26 protein-coding genes are annotated in these 24,282 nt (G+C 64.9%); 18 read left to right on the forward strand and 8 right to left on the reverse strand.

Annotated elements, in window-relative coordinates:
- Positions 1–136: 136 nt before the first annotated feature.
- Positions 137–673: a MarR family winged helix-turn-helix transcriptional regulator gene (locus XI04_RS16175; RefSeq protein ID WP_028142138.1), complete on the reverse strand. Its 537-nt coding sequence runs from the start codon at positions 671–673 to the stop codon at positions 137–139.
- 176 nt (positions 674–849) lie between these two features.
- Here XI04_RS16175 and XI04_RS16180 point away from each other — a divergent pair, with 176 nt between their 5' ends.
- The 3 genes from XI04_RS16180 to XI04_RS16190 are packed head-to-tail and all read left to right on the forward strand — an operon-like array spanning position 850 to position 4,395.
- Positions 850–1,890 (forward strand): branched-chain amino acid ABC transporter permease, encoded by a 1,041-nt coding sequence (locus XI04_RS16180; protein ID WP_028142139.1) that lies wholly within the window; start codon positions 850–852, stop codon positions 1,888–1,890.
- Between the two features lie 7 nt (positions 1,891–1,897).
- The gene (locus tag XI04_RS16185; RefSeq protein WP_049806666.1) at positions 1,898–3,667 is read left to right on the forward strand and encodes a branched-chain amino acid ABC transporter ATP-binding protein/permease; all 1,770 of its coding nucleotides are present in this window, start codon (positions 1,898–1,900) and stop codon (positions 3,665–3,667) included.
- A complete protein-coding gene (locus tag XI04_RS16190) occupies positions 3,664–4,395 on the forward strand; it encodes an ABC transporter ATP-binding protein (RefSeq protein WP_028142140.1) in 732 nt (243 codons plus the stop codon). Before XI04_RS16185 ends, XI04_RS16190 begins: the two co-directional genes overlap by 4 nt.
- A gap of 176 nt (positions 4,396–4,571) precedes the next feature.
- Here XI04_RS16190 and XI04_RS16195 read toward each other — a convergent pair whose 3' ends face one another.
- Complete coding sequence (locus XI04_RS16195; RefSeq protein WP_097668317.1) at positions 4,572–5,204, reverse strand: pyridoxamine 5'-phosphate oxidase family protein; 633 nt, start codon at positions 5,202–5,204, stop codon at positions 4,572–4,574.
- Positions 5,205–5,322: 118 nt separating this feature from the next.
- On the opposite strand from XI04_RS16195, the gene XI04_RS16200 reads away from it, so the two are divergent.
- Entirely contained in the window at positions 5,323–6,207 is an 885-nt protein-coding gene (locus XI04_RS16200) for a LysR family transcriptional regulator (protein WP_271609563.1), read from the forward strand.
- Positions 6,208–6,358: 151 nt separating this feature from the next.
- Here the strand turns inward: XI04_RS16200 and XI04_RS16205 are convergent, their stop codons facing one another.
- Positions 6,359–6,778: a PaaI family thioesterase gene (locus tag XI04_RS16205; protein WP_028142143.1), complete on the reverse strand. Its 420-nt coding sequence runs from the start codon at positions 6,776–6,778 to the stop codon at positions 6,359–6,361.
- A 221-nt stretch (positions 6,779–6,999) separates the two neighbouring features.
- The gene (pobA, locus tag XI04_RS16210; RefSeq protein WP_271609564.1) at positions 7,000–8,169 is read right to left on the reverse strand and encodes a 4-hydroxybenzoate 3-monooxygenase; all 1,170 of its coding nucleotides are present in this window, start codon (positions 8,167–8,169) and stop codon (positions 7,000–7,002) included.
- A 252-nt stretch (positions 8,170–8,421) separates the two neighbouring features.
- On the opposite strand from pobA, the gene XI04_RS16215 reads away from it, so the two are divergent.
- The 9 genes from XI04_RS16215 (at position 8,422) to XI04_RS16255 (ending at position 17,374) form a co-directional block, all read left to right on the forward strand.
- Positions 8,422–9,438 (forward strand): TRAP transporter substrate-binding protein, encoded by a 1,017-nt coding sequence (locus XI04_RS16215; protein ID WP_028142145.1) that lies wholly within the window; start codon positions 8,422–8,424, stop codon positions 9,436–9,438.
- Between the two features lie 224 nt (positions 9,439–9,662).
- The gene (locus tag XI04_RS16220) at positions 9,663–10,172 is read left to right on the forward strand and encodes a TRAP transporter small permease (RefSeq protein WP_018321429.1); all 510 of its coding nucleotides are present in this window, start codon (positions 9,663–9,665) and stop codon (positions 10,170–10,172) included.
- Positions 10,173–10,174: 2 nt separating this feature from the next.
- Complete coding sequence (locus tag XI04_RS16225) at positions 10,175–11,494, forward strand: TRAP transporter large permease (RefSeq protein WP_038950089.1); 1,320 nt, start codon at positions 10,175–10,177, stop codon at positions 11,492–11,494.
- 12 nt (positions 11,495–11,506) lie between these two features.
- A complete protein-coding gene (locus XI04_RS16230) occupies positions 11,507–11,968 on the forward strand; it encodes a DUF3237 domain-containing protein (protein WP_271611065.1) in 462 nt (153 codons plus the stop codon).
- 254 nt (positions 11,969–12,222) lie between these two features.
- The gene (locus XI04_RS16235) at positions 12,223–13,032 is read left to right on the forward strand and encodes a crotonase/enoyl-CoA hydratase family protein (protein WP_028142148.1); all 810 of its coding nucleotides are present in this window, start codon (positions 12,223–12,225) and stop codon (positions 13,030–13,032) included.
- Positions 13,029–14,912 (forward strand): feruloyl-CoA synthase, encoded by a 1,884-nt coding sequence (locus tag XI04_RS16240; RefSeq protein WP_028142149.1) that lies wholly within the window; start codon positions 13,029–13,031, stop codon positions 14,910–14,912. The genes XI04_RS16235 and XI04_RS16240 overlap by 4 nt, the downstream gene beginning before the upstream one ends.
- Before the next feature lie 27 nt (positions 14,913–14,939).
- Entirely contained in the window at positions 14,940–15,701 is a 762-nt protein-coding gene (locus tag XI04_RS16245; RefSeq protein WP_028142150.1) for an SDR family NAD(P)-dependent oxidoreductase, read from the forward strand.
- Between the two features lie 12 nt (positions 15,702–15,713).
- Entirely contained in the window at positions 15,714–16,133 is a 420-nt protein-coding gene (locus XI04_RS16250) for an acyl-CoA thioesterase (RefSeq protein ID WP_028142151.1), read from the forward strand.
- Positions 16,134–16,222: 89 nt separating this feature from the next.
- Positions 16,223–17,374: an ABC transporter substrate-binding protein gene (locus tag XI04_RS16255; protein ID WP_038950093.1), complete on the forward strand. Its 1,152-nt coding sequence runs from the start codon at positions 16,223–16,225 to the stop codon at positions 17,372–17,374.
- Positions 17,375–17,525: 151 nt separating this feature from the next.
- Here XI04_RS16255 and XI04_RS16260 read toward each other — a convergent pair whose 3' ends face one another.
- Both XI04_RS16260 and XI04_RS16265 read right to left on the reverse strand, forming a co-directional pair.
- Positions 17,526–18,254, reverse strand: coding sequence for a glutathione S-transferase family protein (locus tag XI04_RS16260; protein WP_271609565.1), 729 nt, complete (start codon positions 18,252–18,254; stop codon positions 17,526–17,528).
- Positions 18,255–18,292: 38 nt separating this feature from the next.
- On the reverse strand, positions 18,293–18,553 hold the full coding sequence (locus tag XI04_RS16265; protein WP_018321420.1) for a hypothetical protein: 261 nt from the start codon (positions 18,551–18,553) through the stop codon (positions 18,293–18,295).
- A gap of 112 nt (positions 18,554–18,665) precedes the next feature.
- On the opposite strand from XI04_RS16265, the gene XI04_RS16270 reads away from it, so the two are divergent.
- Positions 18,666–19,364 (forward strand): helix-turn-helix transcriptional regulator, encoded by a 699-nt coding sequence (locus XI04_RS16270; RefSeq protein ID WP_026202551.1) that lies wholly within the window; start codon positions 18,666–18,668, stop codon positions 19,362–19,364.
- A gap of 18 nt (positions 19,365–19,382) precedes the next feature.
- Positions 19,383–19,706: a YkgJ family cysteine cluster protein gene (locus XI04_RS16275; protein ID WP_028142154.1), complete on the forward strand. Its 324-nt coding sequence runs from the start codon at positions 19,383–19,385 to the stop codon at positions 19,704–19,706.
- Here the strand turns inward: XI04_RS16275 and XI04_RS16280 are convergent.
- Together XI04_RS16280 and XI04_RS16285 are read right to left on the reverse strand one after the other, a co-directional pair.
- A complete protein-coding gene (locus XI04_RS16280) occupies positions 19,703–20,101 on the reverse strand; it encodes a hypothetical protein (protein WP_028142155.1) in 399 nt (132 codons plus the stop codon). The two genes, XI04_RS16275 and XI04_RS16280, sit on opposite strands and share 4 nt — an antisense overlap.
- Positions 20,102–20,373: 272 nt before the next feature.
- On the reverse strand, positions 20,374–20,721 hold the full coding sequence (locus XI04_RS16285) for a DUF3307 domain-containing protein (protein ID WP_049801962.1): 348 nt from the start codon (positions 20,719–20,721) through the stop codon (positions 20,374–20,376).
- Between the two features lie 404 nt (positions 20,722–21,125).
- Here XI04_RS16285 and XI04_RS16290 point away from each other — a divergent pair, with 404 nt between their 5' ends.
- The 3 genes from XI04_RS16290 (at position 21,126) to XI04_RS16300 (ending at position 24,274) form a co-directional block, all read left to right on the forward strand.
- Positions 21,126–22,571, forward strand: a complete 1,446-nt coding sequence (locus XI04_RS16290) for a TAXI family TRAP transporter solute-binding subunit (RefSeq protein WP_028142157.1) — start codon at positions 21,126–21,128, stop codon at positions 22,569–22,571.
- A gap of 220 nt (positions 22,572–22,791) precedes the next feature.
- Positions 22,792–23,010: a hypothetical protein gene (locus XI04_RS16295; protein WP_028142158.1), complete on the forward strand. Its 219-nt coding sequence runs from the start codon at positions 22,792–22,794 to the stop codon at positions 23,008–23,010.
- Positions 23,011–23,167: 157 nt separating this feature from the next.
- On the forward strand, positions 23,168–24,274 hold the full coding sequence (locus XI04_RS16300) for a cyclic nucleotide-gated ion channel (RefSeq protein ID WP_028142159.1): 1,107 nt from the start codon (positions 23,168–23,170) through the stop codon (positions 24,272–24,274).
- The last annotated feature ends 8 nt before the right edge of the window (positions 24,275–24,282 follow it).

Below are 24,282 nucleotides of genomic sequence, written 5' to 3' on the forward strand. Positions count from 1 at the left end.
TCAGCTATGTCTCCGAACACCCGTCAGTGATCTGTCCGGGCTAAACACTTGACCCGGCCATCCACGCCTTCCCTCGCTGCCCAAAAACGTGGACACCGGGCCAAGCCTGGGCATGACGCGGACGTGGAGCGCCGCCTCAGAACTCGTTCGCGACCTTCGCGAGCATCGCGATCAGGGCTTCGCGGTTGGCCTGCCCGAGCAACTCGTTCAGCCGGGCCTCGTGCTTGGTGGCGACCAGCTTCTTGGCGCGGGCCAGCACCGCCTTGCCCTTGTCGGTCAGCACCAGGATGTGCGAGCGGCGGTCGTTGGTGGAGCGGATCCGCGCGCAAAGGTCGCGGCTCTCGAGATTGTCGAGCATGGCCACGAAGTTCGGCCTGAGAATGCCGAGGGTGGAGGCGATCTCGGTCTGGTTACGGCCGGGATTCTTCTCGACCAGCAGCAGCACGGAGAACTGCGCCGGCGTGAGCTGGAGCGAGGCCATGCAGCGCAGGAAGTTCTCGAACACCTTGAGCTGCGCCCGCTTCAGCACATAGCCGAGCTGTTCCGAGAGCTCGCCAAGCTGGAGCGCTTCGCCAGCAGCCCCCTGGCCTTGCACCTCGGCCGCGTCCTTGCGGCCCTTGGCCGAGTCGGCAGGCTTTTCGGAGGACTTTTCAGCGGCTTTGGAAACGGTCATCGCCTCGTGCTCGTAATCCCGCTAAATTCGGGAGGGATCGTTCCCGCCCTTGATGTTATATTTGATAATTGTTATGGACCATATCAAATATCGCATGCGTTTTTCAATGGCTGTGAGCGGACCGTCCACCGCGATCGAGGGGACCGGTCCGTAATCTTTAGGGGGAGCGTCCGGTCTTGAATACCACCATCATGCTGTTCCTGGTGCAGGACGGCATCACCAATGGCGCGATCTATGCGCTGCTCGGCCTGGCGCTGGTGCTGGTGTTCGCCGTCACCCGCGTCATCCTCATTCCCCAGGGCGAATTCGTCACCTATGGCGCGCTGACCTACGCCTCGCTGGCCGCAGGCCAGATGCCGGGCACGGCAAAGCTCGCGCTGGCGCTCGGCATCGGCGCTTTCGCCTTCGACCTGTTCGTCGCGCGCAAGGCGCTGCACGGCCGCCTGATCGTGCGCAGCGCCCTCACCAATATCGTGCTGCCAGCCATCGTGCTGGCGCTGACGGTTTACTTCGCAGCCCAGAAGCCGCCGGTCGCGGTCTCGATCGCGCTGTCGCTGATGATCGTGGCGATGATCGGCCTCTATCTCTACCGCGTCGCATTCCAGCCGCTGGCACACACCTCCGTGCTGGTGCTGCTGATCGCATCCGTGGGCGTCCATCTGGCACTGCAGGGCCTCGGCCTGCTGTTCTTCGGCGCCGAAGGCCAGCGCGGACCTGCCGTGCTGTCCGGCGCGTTCACCGCGGGCTCGCTGCGCTTCACCGGCCAGAGCCTCACCGTCTACGGCATCACCATCGCCTTCATCGTCGCCCTCTGGCTGTTCTTCGGCCTGACACTCTACGGCAAGGCGCTGCGCGCAACCGCCGTGAACCGGTTAGGGGCGCGGCTCGTCGGCATCCGCACCACGCTGTCGGGGCAGATCGCCTTTCTGCTGGCATCCGTCATCGGCGCGTTGTCAGGCATCATGATCGTGCCGATCACGACGCTCTACTATGACAGCGGCTTCCTGATCGGCCTGAAGGGCTTCGTCGCCGCCATCATCGGCGGCCTCGTCAGCTATCCCCTCACCGCCGCCGCGGCGCTGGTCGTCGGCCTCGTCGAGGCGTTCTCGTCCTTCTATGCCTCCAACTACAAGGAGGTGATCGTTTTCATGCTGCTGATCCCCGTGTTGTTGCTGCGCTCGCTCGCCGCGCCCGCCGTCGAAGAAGAGAAGGACTGAGGCTGAAATGCAGAGCCGCCTTCCCATCATCGTCTTCGCAGCCGTCATGGCCGTGATCCCGTTCGTCCCCGGCATGCCGCCGTTCTGGATCGTGCTGCTCGACAATATCGGCCTCGCGGCCCTCGTCGCGATGGGCCTCGTGCTGCTGACCGGCGTCGGCGGCCTGACCTCGTTCGGACAGGCAGCCTTCGTCGGCTTCGGCGCCTACACCACCGCGGTGCTGTCGACGGCCTACGGCCTGTCGCCCTGGCTGACGCTGCCGCTGTCGCTATTGGTCAGCGGATCGCTGGCGGTGCTGCTCGGGCTGATCACCGTCCGTCTCTCCGGCCATTATCTTCCGCTGGGCACGCTCGCCTGGGGGCTCGGGCTGTTCTATCTCTTCAGCAAGCTGGAGTTTCTCGGCCGTAACGACGGCATCTCGGCGATCCCGCCACTGTCGATCGGCACGTTCAAGATGCTCTCGCCCGGCTCGATCTATTACGCGATCTGGGTCGCCGTGATCGTCTCGGCGCTGCTGACGATGAACCTCTTGGATTCCCGCACCGGACGCGCCATCCGCGCGCTACGGCGCGGCCATGTCGCCGCCGAGGCGTTCGGCGTGCACACGCCGCGCGCCAAATTGCTGGTGTTCATCCATGCCGCCGTGCTCGCCGGCCTCTCCGGCTGGCTCTACGCGCATCTCCAGCGCGCGGTGAACCCGACGCCGTTCGGCGCGCAGGCCGGCATCGAATATCTCTTCATCGCGGTGGTCGGCGGCGCCGGCTATGTCTGGGGCGGCGTTTTGGGCGCGGCGATCGTCGTGGTCCTGAAAGAGGTGCTGCAGAGCTATCTGCCGCTGATCCTGCCCGGTTCCGGCCAGGTCGAGACCATCGTGTTCGGCATCATGCTGGTGGCGCTGTTGCAACTTGCGCCCGGCGGCCTCTGGCCGTGGCTGATGTCGTTCCTGCCGGAGCGGACCAGCGGCAAGAAGCCGGACACCTCTCTGAAGCTGGAGCAGCGTCCGCGCGCGCCCGGCGAGTCCAACATCCTGCTCCAGGTCGACAAGGCGCGAAAACAGTTCGGCGGCGTGGTCGCCGTCAACAACGTCTCCTTCGACGTCCAGGCTCGTGAGATCGTCGCGCTGATCGGCCCGAACGGCGCCGGCAAGAGCACGACCTTCAACCTGATCACCGGCGTGCTGTCGGCCACGTCAGGCTCGGTCTCGGTGCTCGGCAAGAAGGTCGACAAGGCGCCGCCGCAGGAGATCGTCAAGCTCGGCATCAGCAGGACCTTCCAGCATGTGAAGCTGGTCCCTGACATGACCGTGCTGGAGAACGTCGCGATCGGAGCGCATCTGCGCGGCCATTCCGGGCCGATCGCCTCGATGCTGCGGCTCGACCGCGCCGACGAGGCCAAACTGCTCGCGGAGGCCGCCCGCCAGATCGAGCGCGTCGGCCTTGCCGACCAGATGCACCAGCTCGCAGGCAGCCTCTCGCTCGGCCAGCAGCGCATCGTCGAGATCGCCCGCGCGCTCTGCGTCGATCCGATGCTGCTGCTGCTCGACGAACCGGCCGCCGGCCTGCGCCACATGGAGAAGCAGCAGCTCGCCAAGCTGCTGCGCGACTTGCGCGACGGCGGCATGAGCGTCCTCCTGGTCGAGCACGACATGGGCTTCGTGATGAACCTCGCCGACCGCATCGTGGTGCTCGATTTCGGCACCAAGATCGCCGAAGGCACCCCCGCCACGATCAAGACCAATCCCGAAGTGATCAAGGCCTATCTCGGAGTGGCGGCATGAGCGCGCTGTTGTCGGTCACCGACGCCCATGTCGCCTACGGCAAGGTCGAGGCGGTGCGCTCGGTCTCGCTCGAGGTCGGCGCGAATGAGATCGTTACCATCGTCGGCGCCAATGGCGCCGGCAAGACCACGCTGCTCTCCGCCATCATGGGCATCCTGCCGCTGAAAGGCCGGGTCACTTTTGCCGGCCAGGATCTCGCCAGGCTCGACATCGAGGACCGCGTCGCGATGGGGCTTGGCCTCGTCCCGGAGCACCGCGAATTGTTCGTGACCATGAATGTCGAGGACAATCTCGAGCTCGGCGCCTTCCGCATCGAGCGAAGCAAGGCGAAAGCCTCGATGGAACGCGTCTACACGCTGTTTCCGCGGCTCAAGGAGCGCCGCAAGCAATTCGCCGGCACGCTCTCCGGCGGCGAGCAGCAAATGCTCGCGATGGGGCGCGCGCTGATGGGCGAGCCGAAGCTGCTGATGCTGGATGAGCCGAGCCTCGGCCTCGCCCCGATCATCGTCGCCGACATCTTCCGCATCGTCACCGAACTCCGCGCCAGCGGCGTCTCGGTGCTGCTGGTCGAGCAGAACGCGCAGGCCGCGCTGAAGATCGCGGACCAGGCCTATGTGATGGAGCTCGGCGAGTTCGTGCTCTCCGGCAAGGCCAGCGATATCGCCGCGAACGAGCGGGTTGCGGCCAGCTATCTCGGCTTCCAGCACGAAGGTGAGAGCGTGATCTGATTCTTACCCTCCCCTGGAGGGGGAGGGTCGCTTCGCAAAGAGCGCAGCGATGTGCGAAGCGGGGTGGGGTGACGGTCCCTCCGCGTAGAACACTGCCCGTGTTGAGAGATCACCCCACCCCGCTCGCGCTCCGCGCGACCGACCCTCCCCCTCCAGGGGAGGGTAAGCGCGCGGCGTTACGTAGCTCCTGTCACCTTACCGCCCTTCAACGCCGCCACCTCGGCCTCCAACTCTGCAATCCTCGCGTCCCTCACCGCCAACGCCGCTGCCACATCGCCTGCGTCGAACTTCTGCGGAATGTGCTGCGGGCAGTTGGTGTCCCAGGCCGCGATCTTGAACAGGATCACCTGCTCCGGCCGGGCGCGGTAGCCCTTCGGCATTAGCGACGTCGTCAGCGCCTCGTCGTCCTCGACGACGCGCGCCTCGCCCCAGATCTTCACGCGGCGGCGATGGGCGTAGTCCATCACGAAGATGTAGGCCTTGGGATTCTCCGACAGGTTACCCTGCGTCAGATATTGCTGGTTGCCGGCATAGTCGGCAAAGGCGAGCGTCTGCTTGTCGAGGATCTTGAGGAAGCCCTTCGGGCCGCCGCGGTGCTGGATGTAAGGCTGGCCGTCCGCCGACGCGGTGGCGAAGTAAAAGCTGTTGGCCTCAGTGAGGAAGGCCTCGAGGTTTTCATCGACCTCGGTGCGCCAGCCGCGCTGCTCGACGCGGCCATAAGCCTCGCGCGAACCCTTGCGCGCCTGGATCTCCTTCACCGCGGGAGTGAAGGCCACGTCGCTGGCATAGGTGCGGGTTGCTGTCGTCATCGGAACATCTCCTAATTCCGGCGCATCGCTGCGTCTTCGCCCGCTAAAATGGACCTTTCGCCAACCAAAACAATCTACCCGCTTGACACTTCATCGTTGCGATATATGCAATAATGAGATGGACCGCCTCGAAGCCATGCACGTCTTCGTCACCGTTGCCGATCTGCGCGGCTTTGCGCCGGCGGCGCGCAAGCTGCACCTGTCGCCCTCGGCGGTAACGCGGCTGATCGCGGCGCTGGAGGAGCATCTCGGCGCCCGGCTGCTGCAGCGGACCACCCGGCAGGTGAGATTGACCGACGTCGGCTCGCGCTATCTGGAGCGCGCGCGGCGCATCCTCGCCGATGTCGAGGAGGCCGACGGCTCGGCGCGGGAGGAGCGCCACCGGCCGAGCGGACGGTTGGTGGTATCGGCCCCGGTCGGCTTCGGCCGGCTGCATGTCGGGCCGGTCATGACCGACTATCTCAAGCGCTATCCCGAGGTCGGCGGGGAATTGCGCTTGTCCGACCATCTCGTCAATCTCGTGGAGGACGCCGTCGATGTCGCGGTGCGGATCGGTCATCTCGCCGATTCCTCGCTGGTGGCGCGCCAGGTCGGCGAGATGCGGCGGATCGTGGTGGCGACGCCGGGCTATCTGAAGCGCCACGGCGAGCCGAAGACGCCGGACGCATTGCTCGGACACCAGACCATTCAGTTCGGGCCCTTCGCCAGCTGGCACTTCGTGCACGACGGCCGCGACATCGAGGTCACGCCATCGCCCCGCTTCATCAGCAACAGCGCCGACGCCGCCCTGCAATATGCCGAAGCCGGCGGCGGGGTGACGCGCGTGCTGGCCTATCAGGCCGCCGAGGGGCTGAAGCGCGGACGGCTGAAAATCGTGCTGGCGACATACGAGCAGCCGGCGCTGCCGATCCACATCATCTACCCGACCTCGCGCCTGCTCTCGGCCAAGGTGCGCGCGTTCGTCGATCTCGTGGTGGAGACGGCGGAGTGGAGGTTTGGGTAGCTCTCGTGCCCCGGACGCATCGCAGCACGCAGTGATGCGATGCCGAGCCGGGGCCCAGAAGGCGGCGCGATATCATGCCGAGACATGGGTCCCGGCTCTGCGGAGCGGCACTTCGCGCCGCACCGCGTCCGGGACACGGAGAGCGAGAGCGTCACCCCTTCTTCGGCACCACCCGAAACGTGCCGCTGGCGCGCGCGATCACGGCATCGTCGGCTTTGACCAGGCATTGTGCAAAACAGATCGTAGAGCCGGTCTTGATCGCCTCACCTTCGACCGAGAGCCATTGGCCGATCTCGGCGGCGCCGACATAGTCGACCGACAGCGAGATCGTCACGAACGACGTGGTCCAGCCCGTTGCCTGGGCGCAGCTATAGCCCATGGCGGCATCGGCCAGCGCGGCGATCAGCCCTCCGTGAATCAGCCCGCGCGCGTTGGTGTGCGGCGTCGCCAGACGCAGCCCCACGGTGACGCCCTTGTCGGACTTCTTCGAATAGAGCGGCTCCCAGGGATCGGTGAGCGGCGCTTTGCGGAAATGCGGCTCGAAGCCGGTGGGGATGTCGGGAGAGGTCATGGCGGTCTCGCGTTGCTGGTCGCCGGCATTGAACGCGATAGACGTGACGGTTGCATCAATTACAAAGTTTCAAACGGAATTTGCGCGAGTGTTTGAAACGGAAGGCGCCACAATGACGGCGCCGTAGGGTGGGCAAAGGGAAGCGTGCCCACGCGCGTTCGCAATCATGGGAAGGTGGTGGGCACGGCGCAAGAGCGCCTTTGCCCACCCTACGGACTGTCTTAAAACGGCAACCCCACATAATTCTCCGACAGCGACGTCATCGCGGCCTGCGACTGCGTGACGTAGTCGAGCTCGGCGAGCTGGATGCGCGCGCCGATGGTGCCGGTGTCGGGGAATTTGTGCAGCATCGAGGTCATCCACCAGGAGAAGCGCACGGCCTTCCAGACGCGTGCCAACGCCGTGGTGGAATAGGCGTCGATGCCGGCGCTGGATTTCTCGTCGTAGAATTCGCGCAGCGCGCCCGACAGATAATGTGCGTCGCTGGCGGCGAGATTCAGTCCCTTGGCGCCGGTCGGCGGCACGATGTGGGCGGCGTCCCCGCACAGGAACAGCCGGCCGAAGCGCATCGGCTCGGCGACGAAGCTGCGCAGGGGCGCAATGCTCTTCTCGATCGAGGGGCCCGTGACGAGGCTGTCGGCCGCCTCCCGGTCGAGCCGGCGCTTCAATTCGTCCCAGAAGCGGTCGTCCGGCCATTGGTCGACATGGTCGTCGAGCGAACACTGCACATAGTAGCGGCTGCGTCTGGTCGAGCGCATGGTGCAAAGCGCAAAGCCGCGCGCGTGGTTGGAGTAGATCAGCTCATGGCTGACCGGCGGCGTCTCCGACAGGATGCCGAGCCAACCGAAGGGATAGACCCGCTCGAACTCCTCGATCGCCGAGGTCGGAACGCTGGCGCGGCTGACGCCGTGAAAGCCGTCGCAGCCGGCGATGAAGTCGCAATCGAGCGTGTGGGTGACGCCGTCCTTCTCCCAGGTTACGCGCGGGTGACTGCCGTCGAAATCATGCGGCTGAACGTCCTTGGCCTCATAAACCGAGATCAGACCGGCGGCCTTCCGCGCATTCATCAAATCGAGCGTGACCTCGGTCTGGCCGTAGATCATGACCGTCTTGCCGGTCGCACCCTTCATGTCGATGCGGTGACGGCGGCCGGAAAAGGCGAGCTCGATGCCTTCATGCACCAGGCCTTCGGCATGCGCCCGCGCCCCGGCGCCGATCTGATCGAGCAGCGCGACGGTTCCCTCCTCGAGCAGACCGGCGCGGATGCGACCGAGCACGTAATCCGGGCTCTGCCGCTCCAGAATGACATTGTCGATGCCGTAAGCGTGCAGCAGTTGCCCAAGCAACAATCCGGCCGGTCCGGCCCCGATGATTGCGACTTTTGTCCGCAATACTTGCTCCTTCCGATCCTGTAGGCTTTGCTCGCGGCTCGCTTGTCGCGTTGCTCCGCGCACGATAATTATATCATATAACGGTTGGGCAAAAGGGGAGGGCCGTCGCCGGGCAGCGACAAATCCATGCAGCATGGCTGACGCAGACGGCCGCGCCAGTTCCGGCTTGAACGCGCCGGCCGATTAGATAACATGTTAATTAACGAGACCGGGCCATCGAAGCCCGCCGTCGAAAACAGGGAGAGACGTGTGATGAGGAAAGCCTGTCTGGCGTTGCTGCTGGCCGCAAGCGTGACGCCTGCCTTCGCGCAGGACAAGACCTTCGATTTGAAGATCTCGCACTGGGTGCCGGCTTCGCATCCGCTGCAGAAGTCGCTGGAAGACTGGGCTGCCGCGGTCGAGAAGGATTCCGGCGGCACCATCAAGGGCAAGGTGTTTCCGGCCCAGCAGCTCGGCAAGGCGTTCGACCATTACGACATGGCGCGCGACGGCATCGCCGACGTCACCTATGTCAATCCCGGCTACCAGCCCGGCCGCTTCCCGATCGTCGGCGCCGGCGAGCTGCCGTTCCTGATCTCGGACGCCAAGGGCGGCTCGATGGGGCTGGACGCCTGGTATCGCAAATATGCCGAGAAGGAGATGAAGGACGTCAAATACTGTCTCGCCTTCGTCCACTCGCCCTCCTCCTTCCATTCCAAGACCAAGAAGATCGTGCTGCCTGAAGACGTAAAGGGCATGAAGATCCGCCCTGCGCATGCCACCATGGCGAACTTCGTGACCTCGCTCGGCGGCACCAATGTGCAGTCCTCGGCGCCTGAGGTCCGCGACATCATCGAGCGCGGCGTCGCCGACGGCGTCACCTTCCCCTGGGGTTCCCTGGTGCTGTTCGGCATCGACAAGGTGACCAAATACGACATGGAGGCGCCGCTCTACACCACGACCTTCGTGTTCGTGATCAACAAGGACAAGTACAACGCGATGTCCGACAAGCAGAAGGCCGCGATCGACAAGAACTGCTCGGTCGAAATGGCGGGCGTGGTCGGCGAGCACTGGGGCAAGTTCGAGGATGCGGGCATCGACAAGGTGAAGGCGGAATCCGGCCACGAGGTCTACAAGCTGGCGCCCGAGCAGACCGCCGTCTGGAAGAAGGCCGCCGAGCCGCTGGTGAAGACCTGGTCCGAGGGCGCCAAGAAGGCCGGCGCCGATCCGGACGCGGCGCTTAGCGAGCTGAAGGCGTCGCTGAAGAAGTACAACGCGTTGGCGGAGTGACGCCGCGACGCGATCGGTCCTTCCTCCCCCTCTCCCCGTCCTTACGGGGAGAGGGTTGGGGTGAGGGGCTGCGTCCGCAAAAAGAGTGACAGATGGACTCGCGGAGAGTCCCCTCACCCGCATCGCATCTCCGATGCGATGCGGCCTCTCCCCGCACGCGGGGAGAGGCAAGAGCCGCCGCCGGAGTCGAGAGCGAGAATGACGACACTCGATAGGACACACCCATGAAGCGCTCCTGGATGGACCGCATCATCGACACGATCGAATGGATCGCGGCCGGCTTCGTCGGCATCGTCGCGCTCGACATCTTCCTGTCGGTGCTGCTCCGCAACACGCTGAATTATTCGATCCCTGATTCGTTCGACATCGGCCGCATGCTGCTCGGCATCCTCATCTTCTGGGGCATCGCCGCGACCTCCTATCGCGGCACCCACATCACGGTGGACTTGGTCTGGGGCAATGTCGGGCCGCGCCATCAGCGCTGGATCGACGTGTTCGCAACCCTGGTGCTGCTGTTCGTCGTGACCGTGCAGACCTGGACGCTGTTCGACAAGGTGCGCGGCACCTACAACGACAATGTCCTGACCTTCGACATGCACATGCCGACCTGGCCGTTCTTCGCGATCGCCTGGGTCGGCGACGTCTGCGCCGTGCTGCTGATCGCGATCCGCACCTACCGCCTGATCTTCCACCCCGAAGATATGCACGATCCCAAATTGAAGGCGACGGAGTAATCATGAGCACCGATGCCGTCGCCGTAATCGGCTTCGTTTCCCTGTTTGTCCTGATGCTGCTGCGCGTGCCCGTCGGCATGGCCATGGGCCTCGTCGGCGTGTCCGGTTTCGCCTATCTCGTCAACGGGACGGCCGCCCTGAAGCTGGTCGGCCAGACCTCGATGCGCACGGTCACCGACTACACCTTCGGCGTCATCCCGATGTTCCTGCTGATGGGTTCGTTCGTGTCCAATTCCGGCATGAGCCGCGAGCTGTTCCGCGCCGCCAACGGTTTCGTCGGGCATTTGCGCGGCGGCCTCGGCATCGCCACCGTCGGCGCCTGCGGCGGCTTTGCCGCGATCTGCGGCTCGTCGGTTGCGACCGCCGCGACCTTCTCGGCCGTCGCCTATCCCGAGATGCGCCGTTTCGGCTATCCGCAATCGTTCGCCACCGGCGTGATCGCGGCGGGCGGTACGCTGGGCGCGATGCTGCCGCCCTCCACGGTGCTCGCGGTCTACGGCATCATCACCGAGCAGGACATCGGAAAGCTCTTCATCGCCGGCATCATCCCGGGCCTGCTGGCGATGAGCATGTACATGATCACGATCTTCCTGATCGGCTATTTTCGTCCCGACTTCCTGCCCAAGGGCAAGGTGACGCCGTGGCGCGAGCGCTTTGCCGGCCTGAAGGAGATCTGGGCGCCGGTGCTGCTGTTCATCTTCGTGATCGGCGGGCTCTACGGCCTGCCCTATTTGCCGCGCTTCACGCCGACGGAGGCGGGCGGCGTCGGCGCCGCCGGCGCGTTCATCATCGGCGTGCTGACGGGCCGCCTCGACCGCGAGAAGATCCTGGCCTCGCTGCTCCAGGCGACGCGCACCGCGGCCGCCGTCTTCACCGTGCTGATCGGCGCGCTGATCTTCGGCTATTTCCTCACGGTGACGCAGACGCCGCAGAAAGTGACCGAATTCCTCACCGGCCTCGGTCTCGGCAGCTACGGCGTGCTGGCGCTGATCATGGTGATGTATCTCGTGCTCGGCTGCCTGATGGACGCCATGGCGATGATCATCCTCACCGTGCCGATCATCTTCCCCGTCATCACGCATCTCGGCTTCGACCCGATCTGGTTCGGCGTCATCATCGTCATGACCGTCGAGCTCGGCCTGATCCACCCGCCTGTCGGCATGAACGTCTTCGTCATCAAGAGCGTGGTGAAGGACGTGTCCTTCTCCACGATCTTCAAGGGCGTAATTCCGTTCGTGGTCACCGACCTGATCCGCCTCGTGATCCTGATCGCCTTCCCGCTGCTGGCGACCTGGCTGCCGACGCGGATGATGGCGAATTGACAGGGTGAAGCGATGACGACACCGACGCTCGAGACGAAGTACGTCTTCACCATCACCGCCAAAATCGGCGAGGTCGTCACCGCCGGCGAGACCGGCATCGGCGTTCGCCGCATCATCCCGATCATCGGCGGTGAGGTCACGGGCGCGATATCAGGCAAGGTGCTGCCGTTCGGCGCCGACTTCCAGACCATCCGCCCCAACGAGCTGATCGACCTGGAGGCGAAGTACGCCTTCGAGACCGACGACGGCGCCATTGTCTATGTCGAGAACAAGGGCATGCGCTTCGGACCGGTCGAGCTGCTGCAGAAGCTCAAGCGCGGCGAGCCGGTCGATCCCAAGCTGATCTATTTCCGCACCGTGCCGCGGTTCGAGACCGGGCACGAGAACTATCGCTGGCTGATGCAGCACATCTTCGTCGGCTCAGCCGCGCGCCATGCGGATCGCGTCGTGATCGACGTGCATCAGGTGATGTGAAGGGCGGCGGCCTTTCAACGCTCTCCGCTCGTCGTCCCGGCGAAAGCCGGGACCCATACCGCGTGATCTATCGGTTGCCGGCGGTCGGAGTACCGAACAATGGGTCTCCGCCAGATCTCTCCCTGGGGTTATGGGTCCCGGTGTCCCGTGCGCGCTAGGCAGGGACGACATTGTGTGCGGAGCAGCATTCTGCCGCCCCACCTTGACTCCCCCGAAATTCGTTATACAACATAACTATTCTGACAAGGACGCAAATGACACAGGGAAACGCCGAGACCGCTGACGCGGGCGCCTCCGGGCTATTGAGGATCGAGAGGGCGGACCGGGTTCTGACCGTGGGTCTGAACCGGCCGGCCAAGCGCAATGCGCTCAACGACGGCATCATCCTGGAAATCGGCGAGTGTTTTGCGTCCCTGCCCGAGGATATCGGCGCGGTCGTCATCCACGGCATCGGCGACCATTTCTCCAGCGGCCTCGACCTCTCCGAGCTGACCGAGCATGACGCGACCGGCGGCCTGCTGCATTCCCAGATGTGGCACCGGGTGTTCGACCGCATCCAGTACAGCCGCGTCCCCGTGATCGCGGCGCTGAAGGGCGCCGTGATCGGCGGCGGGCTGGAACTTGCCTGCTCGGCGCATATCCGCGTCGCCGAGCCCTCGACCTATTTCGCGCTTCCGGAGGGACAGCGCGGCATCTTCGTCGGCGGCGGCGGCTCGGTGCGGCTGCCGCGATTGATCGGCGTCGCCCGGATGATGGACATGATGCTGACGGGCCGCGTCTACAGCGCGACCGAAGGCGCCTCCTACGGCTTCGCGCAATATGTCACGGAGGCCGGCAACGGGCTCGGCAAGGCGATGGAGCTTGCGACCAAGGTCGCCTCCAACGCGCCGCTGACGAACTTCGCCGTGCTCCAGGCGCTGCCGATGATCGCGGAGGCCAATCCGCAGACCGGCCTGCTGATGGAATCGCTGATGGCGACCGTCGCACAGAGCGACAAAGAGGCAAAGCGCAGGATCCGCGAATTCCTCGAACACAAGACCGCAAAGGTAAAGCCCAAGTCATGAGCGCGCAGCCGTCCTCTTCCAGCATGGAGCGCGGCGCGAGCACTTTCCCGCTGCGGCCCATTTCATTCGGCGATCCCGTCGTCGACATCGAACGCCGCGACGACGGCACGATTTACCTGCGGCCGAAACAGGCGCTCGGCGACTATCCCGTTCGCCTCACCGACCGCCTGCATCACTGGGCCAGCACCACGCCGGACCGCGTCTTCATGGCCGAGCGCGAAGGCGGCCGCGGCTGGCGCAAGATCACTTACGCCGAGCTGCTGGTCGCGAGCCGTCACATTGCGTCCGGCCTGATTGCGCGCGGCCTGTCGGCGGAGCGGCCGGTCGTCATCCTCTCCGGCAATTCGATCGACCACGCATTGCTGGCGTTCGGCGCGTTCTATGCCGGTATTCCGTTCTGCCCGGTGTCGCCGGCCTACTCGCTGGTGTCGAAGGATTACGGCAAGCTTTCTTACCTGATGAAGCTGCTGACGCCCGGCCTTGTCTTCGCCGAGGATGCCGACAAGTTCGCCGATGCGCTTGCCGCCAACGTCTCGCTCGGGACCGAGATCGCCGCGTCCTACGGCGAGGTGCCAGGCCGCGACGTCACCCTGCTCGCCGACCTCATGGCAACGCCGATCCGCAGCGATCTCGACGATGTCCACGGCAAGATCGGCCCCGACACGATCGCGAAATTCCTGCTGACCTCGGGCTCGACCGGCAATCCCAAGGCCGTCATCAACACCCAGCGCATGATCTGCGCCAACCAGGTAATGCTGCGCGAGACGCTCGCCTTCCTCAAGGACGAGCCGCCCGTCATCATCGACTGGCTGCCCTGGAATCACACCTTCGGCGGCAACCACAATATCGGCCTGACGCTCTATAACGGCGGCTCGATGTATCTGGACGCCGGCAAGCCGATGCCCGGCGGCATCGAGGAGACCGTGCGCAATCTCCAGGAGATTTCGCCGACGGTCTATTTCAACGTGCCCAAGGGCTATGAATCGCTGCTGCCTTATTTGCGCGACGACCAGGGCCTGCGCGCAAAGTTCTTCGACCGGCTGCACGCGATGTTCTTCTCCGGCGCCGCGCTGTCGCCATTCATCTGGAACAGCCTCGACGAGCTCGCGGTGAAGGAAAAAGGTTATCGGGTTCCGATGCTGACCGGGCTCGGTGCGACCGAGACCGCGCCGTTCTTCATGTCGGTCAATCCGCGCACCAGCCGCTCCGGCCATGTCGGCCTGCCTGTTTCGGGCAATGACGCGAAACTGGTGCCGAACAACGGCAAGCTGGAAGTGCGCGCCAAGGGGCCGAACGTCATGCCCGGCTACTGGCGCCAGCCCGACATCAGCGCAAAATCCTTCGACGAGGAAGGATTTTACATGATGGGTGATGCGCTCAAGCCCGCCGATCCCGATGATCTCAACGCAGGCTTCGATTTCGACGGCCGTGTCGGTGAAGACTTCAAGCTCGCCAGCGGCACCTGGGTCAGCGTCGGCCCGCTGCGCGCGCGCCTCACGGCGGCCTGCGCCCCGCTGGTGCGCGACGTCGTCATCGCCGGCATCAATCGTGACGAGGTCTCGGCGCTGGTCGTGCTCGACCTCGACGGCTGCCGGCTGATCAATCCGACGCTGCCGACCGACGATCTCGTCGTCGCAACGCGCGACCGGCTGGTGCGCGAGGCTTTTCGCGAGCGCCTGACCCGTTTCCTCAGCCAAGCCACGGGTTCCTCGACCCGGATCACGCGCGCGATCCTGATGGACGCGCCGCTCTCGATCGACAAGGGCGAAGTCACCGACAAGGGCTCGATCAACCAGCGCGCCGTGCTCGAGCACCGCACCGAATTGATCGAGGAGCTCTACGCTGCCAATCCGTCGGACCGTGTGATATCGGTCGGCTAACCCGGACATAAGCCACAGGAGAACGCCATGTTGTTGAAAGATCAGGCAGCCATCGTCACCGGCGGCGCATCGGGGCTTGGCGCCGCCACCGCGCGAAAACTTGCGGCGCAGGGCGCCAAGGTCGCGGTCTGCGATCTCAATGCCAAGCTCGCCGAGACCGTTGCCGCCGAGATCAAGGGCGTGGCGATTACCTGCGACGTCTCCGACGCCGCTTCCGCTGAAGCTGCGATCGCGCAGGCGACCAAGGCTCTTGGCGCGCCGCGCGTGCTGGTCAATTGCGCCGGCATCGGCGTTGCCAAGCGCGTCGTCGGCCGCGACGGCCCGATGGCGCTCGCCGATTTCGACAAGGTGATCAAGGTCAATCTGATCGGCACCTTCAACATGCTGCGCCTGGCCGCGACCGAGATGTCCAAGCTGGAGCCGCAGGCGACCGGCGAGCGCGGCGTCATCATCAACACGGCCTCCGTCGCCGCTTATGACGGCCAGATCGGTCAGTCCGCCTATTCGGCTTCCAAGGGCGGCATCGTCGGCATGACGCTGCCGATCGCGCGCGAGCTGGCGCAGTTCGGCGTCCGCGTGCTGACCATCGCGCCCGGCCTGTTCCTGACCCCGCTGCTCGCGAACCTGCCGCAGGAAGCCCAGGACTCGCTCGCCGCCGCGATCCCCTTCCCGCGCCGGCTCGGCCATGCCGACGAGTTCGCCGCGCTCGCGCTGCACATGGTCGAGAACTCCTACCTGAACGGCGAAGTGGTGCGCCTCGACGGCTCGCTGCGCATGGCACCGAAATAAGGCGCGCGACACATGTTCGTGAACCGGCGCGACGTACAGATCCAGTGGGGCGATTGCGACCCCGCCAACATCGTCTACTACCCGCGCTATTTCGCGATGTTCGACGATTCGACCTCGACCCTGTTCGAGGTCGCCGGATTCTCCAAGCAGGATCTGGTCCGCAAATACGGCCTGGTGGGCATCCCGATGGTCGACACGCGGTCCAAGTTCTACATCCCCTCGACCTATGGCGACTGGATCACCATCGAGACGAAGATCGAGAGCATCAAGCGTTCGAGCTTCGAGGTGAAGCACAACGTCTACAAGGGTGACGCGCTGGCGATCGAGGGTTTTGAGACCCGCGTCCTGGTCGGTCGCGATCCCGTTAACCCCGACAAGCTGAAATCGGCACCGTTCCCGGCGGAAATGGTAGCCAAATTCACGGGGAGTTAAGTCCGGAGCTAATCGCCGCATCGCCAAAAGAGGGGGCTGAATTACCCCCCGATTTCTGCTTTCAAAGAAACACGTAAAGGGAGGAATAGATGAAACGCTTTTACTTGACCGCCGCCATCACCGCGGCGACGCTTGCCCTGCCGGCGCTGCCCGCGCTGGCCCAGACCAGCGAAATCACCATCGGCATCACCACCACCACGACCGGCCCCGGCGCCGCGCTCGGCATTCCCGAGCGCAACGCGCTGGAATTCGTGCCGAAGGAAATCGGCGGCGTGCCGCTGAAGGTGATCGTGCTCGACGACGGCGGCGATCCCACCACCGCGACCACCAACGCCCGCCGCTTCGTGACCGAATCCAAGGCCGACATCATCATGGGCTCGGCGCTGACGCCGCCGACGATCGCGGTCTCCAACGTCGCCAACGAAGCCGGCATTCCGCATTTCGGCCTGGCGCCCTTCCCGATCACGCCCGAGCGCATGAAGTGGTCGGTGGCGATGCCGCAGCCGATCCCGATCGTGGGCAAGGTGCTGTACGAGCACATGAAGAGCAAGGGCGTGAAGACGCTCGGCTATATCGGCTATTCCGACTCCTATGGCGATCTCTGGTTCAACGACCTTAAAGCCCAGGCCGTGCCGATGGGCATGACCATCGTCGACGAGGAGCGCTTCGCCCGTCCCGATACGTCGGTGACCGGACAGGTGCTGAAGCTGGTCGCCGCCAACCCGGATGCGATCCTGGTCGGCGCGTCGGGCACCGCGGCCGCGCTGCCGCAGACCGAGTTGCGCGAACGCGGCTATCAGGGCCTGATCTACCAGACCCACGGCGCCGCCAGCATGGATTTCATCCGCATCGCCGGCAAAGCGGCCGAAGGCGTGCTGATGGCGTCGGGTCCGGTGATGGACCCCGAGGACCAGCCGGACGAAGCCGCCACCAAGAAGCCGGGTCTCGCGCTCAACGCCGCGTATGAGGCAAAGTACGGCCCGAACAGCCGCAGCCAGTTCGCTGGCCATTCCTACGACGCCTTTGAGATCCTCAAGCGCATCATCCCGACCGCGCTGAAGACCGCAAAGCCCGGTACGCCGGAATTCCGCGAAGCGATCCGCCAGGCCTTGCTGACGGAGAAGGAGCTGGCGGCGAGCCAGGGCGTCTACAACTTCACCGAAAAGGACCGCTACGGCCTCGACGACCGCTCGCGCATCCTGCTGACGGTGAAGAACGGCAAGTACTCGCTGGTGAAATAGACACGGCGAAAGTTGAGAGACAACGAGAGCCGGCCCGATGGGCCGGCTCTTTTGTTTTTCGGATTTGAGATCGAGCTGCGGGCCCCAGGCGCCGGTGCGCCCCTTCTCCCGCTTGCGGGAGAGGGGCACCGAGCCCGCGGATACGGCGGCCTCAAGCCGCCTGCCGCAGCGGGGTCCAGGCGAATTCGGGGTAGTAGTTGTCCATCATGCGATCGACATAGGCGGTGAGGCTCGGAAAGCCCTCGGCACGCTCACGCAGGGCCGATTCGAAGAACGGCGAGAGGATGCCGGCGAGCATACCGAAGGCGGTGGCGTCGACGCCGCAGGGCTTGTTGCCCATCAGATAGGATTTGTCGCCGAGCTGCACCGAGAGCGCGAACAGCGAGCGCACAGCGAGCTCGACATCGTCATCGGGCCCATGGCGGCCGAGGCCCGAGAGCAGATAGTTCTCGGCGACGCGGAATTGCGCATCCTCGCGCAGTTTCTCGCGGTTGTGCTCCGGTGCGCCGTCGAAGAAATGCGCGGGCCCCTTGGCGAAATTGACCGGATCGACCCAGCGCGCCCCGACCAGCCCCCAGTAGATGTGGTGCTCGATCATCCGTTCGAACGCCCAGGCCTGCGCGCGGTCGGTCAGCGACAGCCCGGCATCGAAATCAAAGCCGTATCGGCGCTCGATATGGGCGCGGATGAAGGTGGAATCGGCCACCGCCTCGCCGCCATCGTCGATGAAGGGCAGCTGCCCCTTGGGCGAGGCGGGCGGCATGGCCCGCTCCTTCCGGTAGGGCAGTCCCGCCATCTTGAGCTGCACCTCCGTCTTGGTGACGAAGGGGCTGATTTCCGGCAGGCCGAAGCCGGTGCCAAATCCGTAGAGCGTGATCATGAAAGCTTCTCCTGAACCACCGAAAGAGTTGACGGAACCTAGTGCCGGGCTGCTGCCACCATGGTGGCAGCAGCCGTGATATCTTCTGCGAAACGGGCCCCCCGCCAGGCACGGCCCATCACATGGCGGACCAGCGCGTCCGCAGCCTGGATCAGCGGGCGTGCCACCACGCTCGCAAGGGCAAACCGGAGGTCGACGGCCATGAGATCGAGCGAAACGAGGCGGCCGAACGCCGATGCGGACCACGCCTGTGCCCGCAACATCGGAATAGCCGGGCCGAAATGGGTCGGAATGATCATGGACAAATCCTCTTCAGTCGATGTGTTGTCCCGGTATAGAACCTCCCTGCTGCCAACATCCTGTCAGCAGCAGCGCGCCGCTTTCTGAAAAGATCACCGACAAGGGACCAGCATGAGACGCGCCGACCGGCTGTTTCAAATCATCCAGGTGCTGAGGCGCACGCGTAAGCCGCTGACGGCGGACGCCATCGCGGCCGAGCTCGAGACCTCGAAGCGCACGATCTATCGCGACATCGCGACGCTGATCGGCCAGCGCGTGCCGATTCGCGGTGAAGCCGGCATGGGCTACATCCTGGAAAAGGGATTTGATCTCCCGCCTTTGATGCTGACGCCCGACGAGATCGAGGCGGCGGTGCTGGGCGCCCAATGGGTCGCCGGCCATGCCGATTCGGCACTCGCGCGCGCGGCCGAAGATCTGATGGCCAAGATCGCCGACACCGTGCCCGAGCGCCTGCGTCCTTTCGTGCTGGAGCCGGCGAGCCGGGCTCGGCCGAGCTGGAACAGGGAGCCGGACCGCCTGGACATGGTACGCACGCGCACCCAGATCCACGAAGGCAAGAAGATCATGCTGCGCTATCGCGACGAGCAGGGCCGCGCCAGCGAGCGCATGATCTGGCCGATCTCGGTCGGCTACCTCGAAGCCGTGCGCCTGCTGGCAGCCTGGTGCGAGCTACGCGGCGACTTCCGCAGCTTCCGCACCGACCGCGTGGTCGACGCCAACTATCTCGACGAGAGATATCCGGAGCGGCGCGACGTGCTGCGCGCGAGATGGCGGCAGAGCCTGGTCTGGGGCCCGCCCAAAGACACCTGACAAGGACATGTGAGGACGATGGAAGAGAACTCCCCCGTCGATCTGTCGAGCTTTTGCCAGAGTTGCGGCGCCTGCTGCGGCTATTCGGCGAACTGGCCGCGCTTCTCGATCGAGAGCGACGAAGAGCTTGCCGCGATTCCGGAAGCGCTGGTCAACGACCGCCAATCCGGCATGCGTTGCGAGGGCGATCGCTGTTCGGCCTTGCAAGGGGATATCGGAAACGCGACCGCATGCGGCATCTATGCGATGCGGCCGGAGGTGTGCCGCACCTGCATGCCCGGCGACGCCGAATGCGCGATGGCGCGGCGGAAGTTCGGGCTTCCGGCTATCGAAGCAAGTTAGGCCGGAACGGCTTCGCCGATTTCGTCGTCGATTTCGTCGTCCAGCGGTGCGAGCACCGAGAGCGGCTTGGTCGACAGCGTGATCGGCTTGCGCCCGCCCGATAGCGACGGCGAGGATTTCGCCGTGCCTTCGCGCGACAGCGCATAGAGCGTCGAGCCGACGCGGCCGCCGTTTTCGATCAGGTCGCGCTCGTTGCAGCTCCCTGCGATCGCGACCGCCAACGAGTGCAGATGGCTGCGGCGATAGCAGAACAGCGCCAGCCTGGCGCGCGCGTCAGGAGAAACACTCTCAACCAGCCTCGGCAGGCCACCCTCGCTGGCGCGATACATCTCGCCAAGGAGCTCGTCGCGAACCGGGCAGAAATCGCTCTCAAAAGTGTCGCGGCTTGAAAACATTGCAGTTCTCCCTCGTGTGCGGAAGATGCAGCGCAATTCTCTAATGAAAGGTTAACCACGCTGCCCGGTAGTCACCCGGGGTGCTTGCGCGTGGGCCGCGAATCGGAGGCGGCGGGGAGCTCTCCGCGGCCATCCTTCGAGACGCCCGCCTTCGGCGGGCTCCTCACAGGATGAGGTCTGGAACTGCTGACAGACTATCCCCTCATGGTGAGGAGGCGCGTAGCGCCGTCTCGAACCATACAGGCCCGACCGTCGCCCCGAGGCCACTCCCCTCAGTTCGCCGCCATGAAGATGGAGAGGCCGAAGCCGGTGAGATGGTGCAGGGCCTGGTCGACGCCGATCAGGGTCCAGAACCAGGGATGCGCAAGGTCGACGCCGAAATTCGCCGAGACCAGTCCCTTGGCGCGGTCGATCGTGATGTGGATCACGAAGTCGATAAAGGCCACGAACCAGAATTTCGGCGCGACGATCAGGATCAAGGGCAGCGCAACCGCAAGGTGAATCAGGCAATGCACCAGAAGCGGCAGGGCCCAGCCGTGCTTCTGGTCCTTGCCGTGCGCCATCCAGGCCGTCTGGAGAACGAAATCGGCGATGATGTGCTTGAAGGTGAGCAGCAACATCCAGCCAATGAGCGCTTCGACCGGAATCGCCGATGACATGGGTGGAAACGACAAAGCCGACGCCCTCATTGAGGTGACAAGAAAAATTGGAGCGTTCAGCGCAACTTCTTCTTGGACCGGTCAAATCGCCGGGACCTTCGATTTATGACATCTCCCGCGGCGGAATGCAGCCGGGGGGAACCGGAAAATCGCCAAGTGTGGCTAACCGGTGATAGGATGACCTTTCGCCGCGTCCGCGTCGAGTAAGGTTACCCTCGGCTCGAAATTTGCGTTCCGGTCCCGGCGCGCTATCATTGCCGGTACAGAATATCATTCTTTTTTCAGACGTTTAGGAATTGCAGGGCGCCCGCCGCGATCACGTCCGCGAGCCGTCCGTCACCGGAGAATAAGGCCAGAGTGCTGCCATGAGTACTGAAGGCCCCACCGCATCCCCGATCGAGCCGCCGCCGCGGCGCCCCAAGGTGATCAAGACCAATCAGCAACAGGTCTTCCTCTACGTCGTGCTGACCCTGCTGCTGTCGCTCGCCACCGTCTGGGGCGGCCGTGCCATGCTGCACAATTCGGAGACGCTGACCTTTGCCGTCGGCGCTCCCAACAGCGACGAGGCGCTGTTCGCGGCAAAGCTCGCCGCCCTGCTGAAGAGCAACGCCTCGCGCTTCCGGATCAAGGTCGTCAACAACGCCGACAACGCCAAGGCGCTCGCGCAGTTCGACCGCAAGCAGGCCGATCTTGCCGTGCTGCGTACCGACGCCAAGGTGCCGCTGCGGGCGCGCACGCTCGCGATCCTCGAGCACGACCTCGTGCTTCTGCTCGGTCCCGGCAACAAGAAGATCAAGTCGATCGCCGAGCTGAAGAAAAAGAAGGTCGCCGTTCTCGCCGAGAACGAATCCTCCCTCGCCTTCGTCCGCGGCATCCTCGACATCCCCGACGGTCCGGACGCCGCCAGGATCCAGATGGCGCCGCAGGGCACGACGCTCGACAAGCTGTTTGCGCCGTCAAACGGCTTTGGCGCGGTGATCGCCATCGTTCATGCCTCCAGGGCGGTGCGCGACAAGGCCTATGAGCAGGTCGCCAAGCGCGGCGGCTTCACGCTCAACGCGATCGACGAGGCCAAGGCGCTGGCGCGCAAGCTCCCGGGCATTTCCAGCGAGACGCTGACGGCAGGCACGCTGTCGACCTCGCCGCAAATTCCCGACGACGACCTCGACACGGTCGGGCTCGAATGGCTGCTGGTCACGCAATCCAGGATGTCCCCATCCACGGCGGGCGAGCTGGCGCGCACCATCTACGAGAACAAATCCGCGCTCGGGCTCGACAACGGCTTTGCCAGCAGAATTGAGCCGGCCTCGACCGAGAAGGACGCCTTCGTGATGGCGCACCAGGGGGCGGCCGACTACATCAACGACGACACCAAATCGTTCATGGATAAGTACAGCGACCTGATGTATCTGGGCGCCGCCGCGCTCAGCGTCATCGGCTCGATCTTCGCGGCGATCTACGCCAAGATCACCCGCATCGCGCCGGAGAAGGCCAGCGAGCTCTCCACCGCCATCCTCGACATCGGCGAGCGGATCGAGCACGCCCACTCTCTGGACCAGCTCGAATGTCTCCAGGACGAGCTGGAGGGCATCTTGCGCGGCGCCGTCATCGGTCTCAGGGACGGCACGATCAGTACCGACGGGCTCGACACCTTCAAGCTCGGTTACGAATTCGTCCGCGACGAGATCGGCATGCGCCGCGACTATCTGAAACGCCATGCCGGCGAAACCGAGAAGACGGTTCAGGGCGGCGGCCCTGCCCAGCACGACGACAGCAATGTCGTGGTGGTGAAGACCGCCCAGAGCGCCTGACGGCCGCGCCGGTTGGCGCCGCCGCTGTGCCGAAGGCGTTGCGGCGCCGAGCCGGGACCCAGGAACCGCAGCTTGCGCCGCTGGATGAGCCCCGGCTCTGCAGCGCATCACTCCGTGCTGCGCTGCGCCCGGGGCACGAGAGAGAGATCGTGACGACCGCTCGTCTGGAACCCAGCCCATCTGCAACCGTTGGTTTCCGGTTGCAACCGGAGACCGCAGCATGCGTGCACTCCTCATCATGGTCCTTCTGGGAATGCTGGCGGCGGCCGGCTACTTCGCCTATTCCGCAATGGCGGTCGAAGGTGAGCCGATCCCGACGGAAGGCTATGTGGCGCTGGCACTGGGCGCGGGGTTTTCCGTCATTGTCGGCGTCGGGCTGATGGTGCTGCTGTTCTTCAGCAGCCGCCGTGGCTACGACGAGCCGCCGCATTTCAGGTAAGGCACCACGCCAGCGACGGCGGCACGGACCGGCAGGCGCAGCAGCGCCGTTCACCCAGCCTGCCCGTCGTTGACGGCCCCCGCCCGGGCGGGCACTTTGACACCGGCGTCCCCGCCGGGACCCGAAGACTTGTCTCAAGATCGAGCCGCCTTTCCGCATGTCCAAGCCGCTGATTTCCGCTCTGGCCCAGTTCGCGGCCGCCACGGCCGGCCGCAACATGACCAAGGCGGCCTATGTGGCTGTGACGGTCGGCGTGCTCAGCATGGTGTTGCTGTCGGACAAGCGCGCCCAGGAGGCGCACGGCTGGTTCAACGCCCTGCTCTGGACCTGCCTCGCCTATTTCGTGTTCGAATGGCTGGTGCGGCTGCGCCACATGACGCAGCAGGGGCGGCTCTCGCTGTACATGTCCTCCTCCGCCGGACTGGTCGATGCGATCGGGGCGCTGGCGGTGCCGGTCGCGCTTCTCTTCGGCGCCGAGCCGAAGACGGCCTGGCTGCTCAGCGTGCTCTGGGTGCTGAAGGTGGTGCCTGGCATCCCCGGCCTGCGGCAGCTTCGCCGCGTGCTGGTGCTGGAATCGGGCCCGCTGGTCAGCGTGCTCGTGATCTTCCTGATGGTGGTCTTCCTCGCCTCCGTCGCCGAATATTTCCTGGAGCGGGACGTGCAGCCGCAGACTTTTGGCAGCGTGCCCGCCGCGCTGTGGTGGGCCGTCGTCACACTCACGACCACCGGCTACGGCGACGTCGTGCCGGTCACGCCGCTCGGCCGCATCGTGGCGGCCGCGGTGATGATCTCCGGCCTCGGCGTGTTCGGCCTCTGGACCGGTATTTTGGCGACCGGATTTGCCGCCGAGACGCGGCGCGACAATTTCCTCAAGACCTGGGAATCCGTCAGCAAGGTGCCATTCTTCGCAGCGCTCGGGCCCGCTGCGATTGCTGACGTCACCCACATGCTGCGGACCATGGAGCTGCCGGCGCGCACCATGATCATTCGCAAGGGCGCGCAGGGCGATTGCATGTATTTCATCGCCGCGGGCGAGGTCGAGGTCGAACTGCCCGGCAAGAAGGTCCAACTCGGCGAAGGCGCCTTCTTCGGCGAGATGGCGCTGCTCGGCAACAACAAGCGCGGCGCCAACGTCTCGACCACGAAAGTGTCGCGGCTTCTGGTGCTCGACCTCGTCGACTTCCGCGTGCTGATGGCACGGCATCCCGATCTCGCCGAGACCATCGACGCCGAGGCGAAACGCCGCGCGCTCGAAAACAGATAAAAGGAGAC

It is taken from the genome of Bradyrhizobium sp. CCBAU 11430, from assembly GCF_028128855.1.
GTDB classification, from domain to species: domain Bacteria; phylum Pseudomonadota; class Alphaproteobacteria; order Rhizobiales; family Xanthobacteraceae; genus Bradyrhizobium; species Bradyrhizobium ottawaense.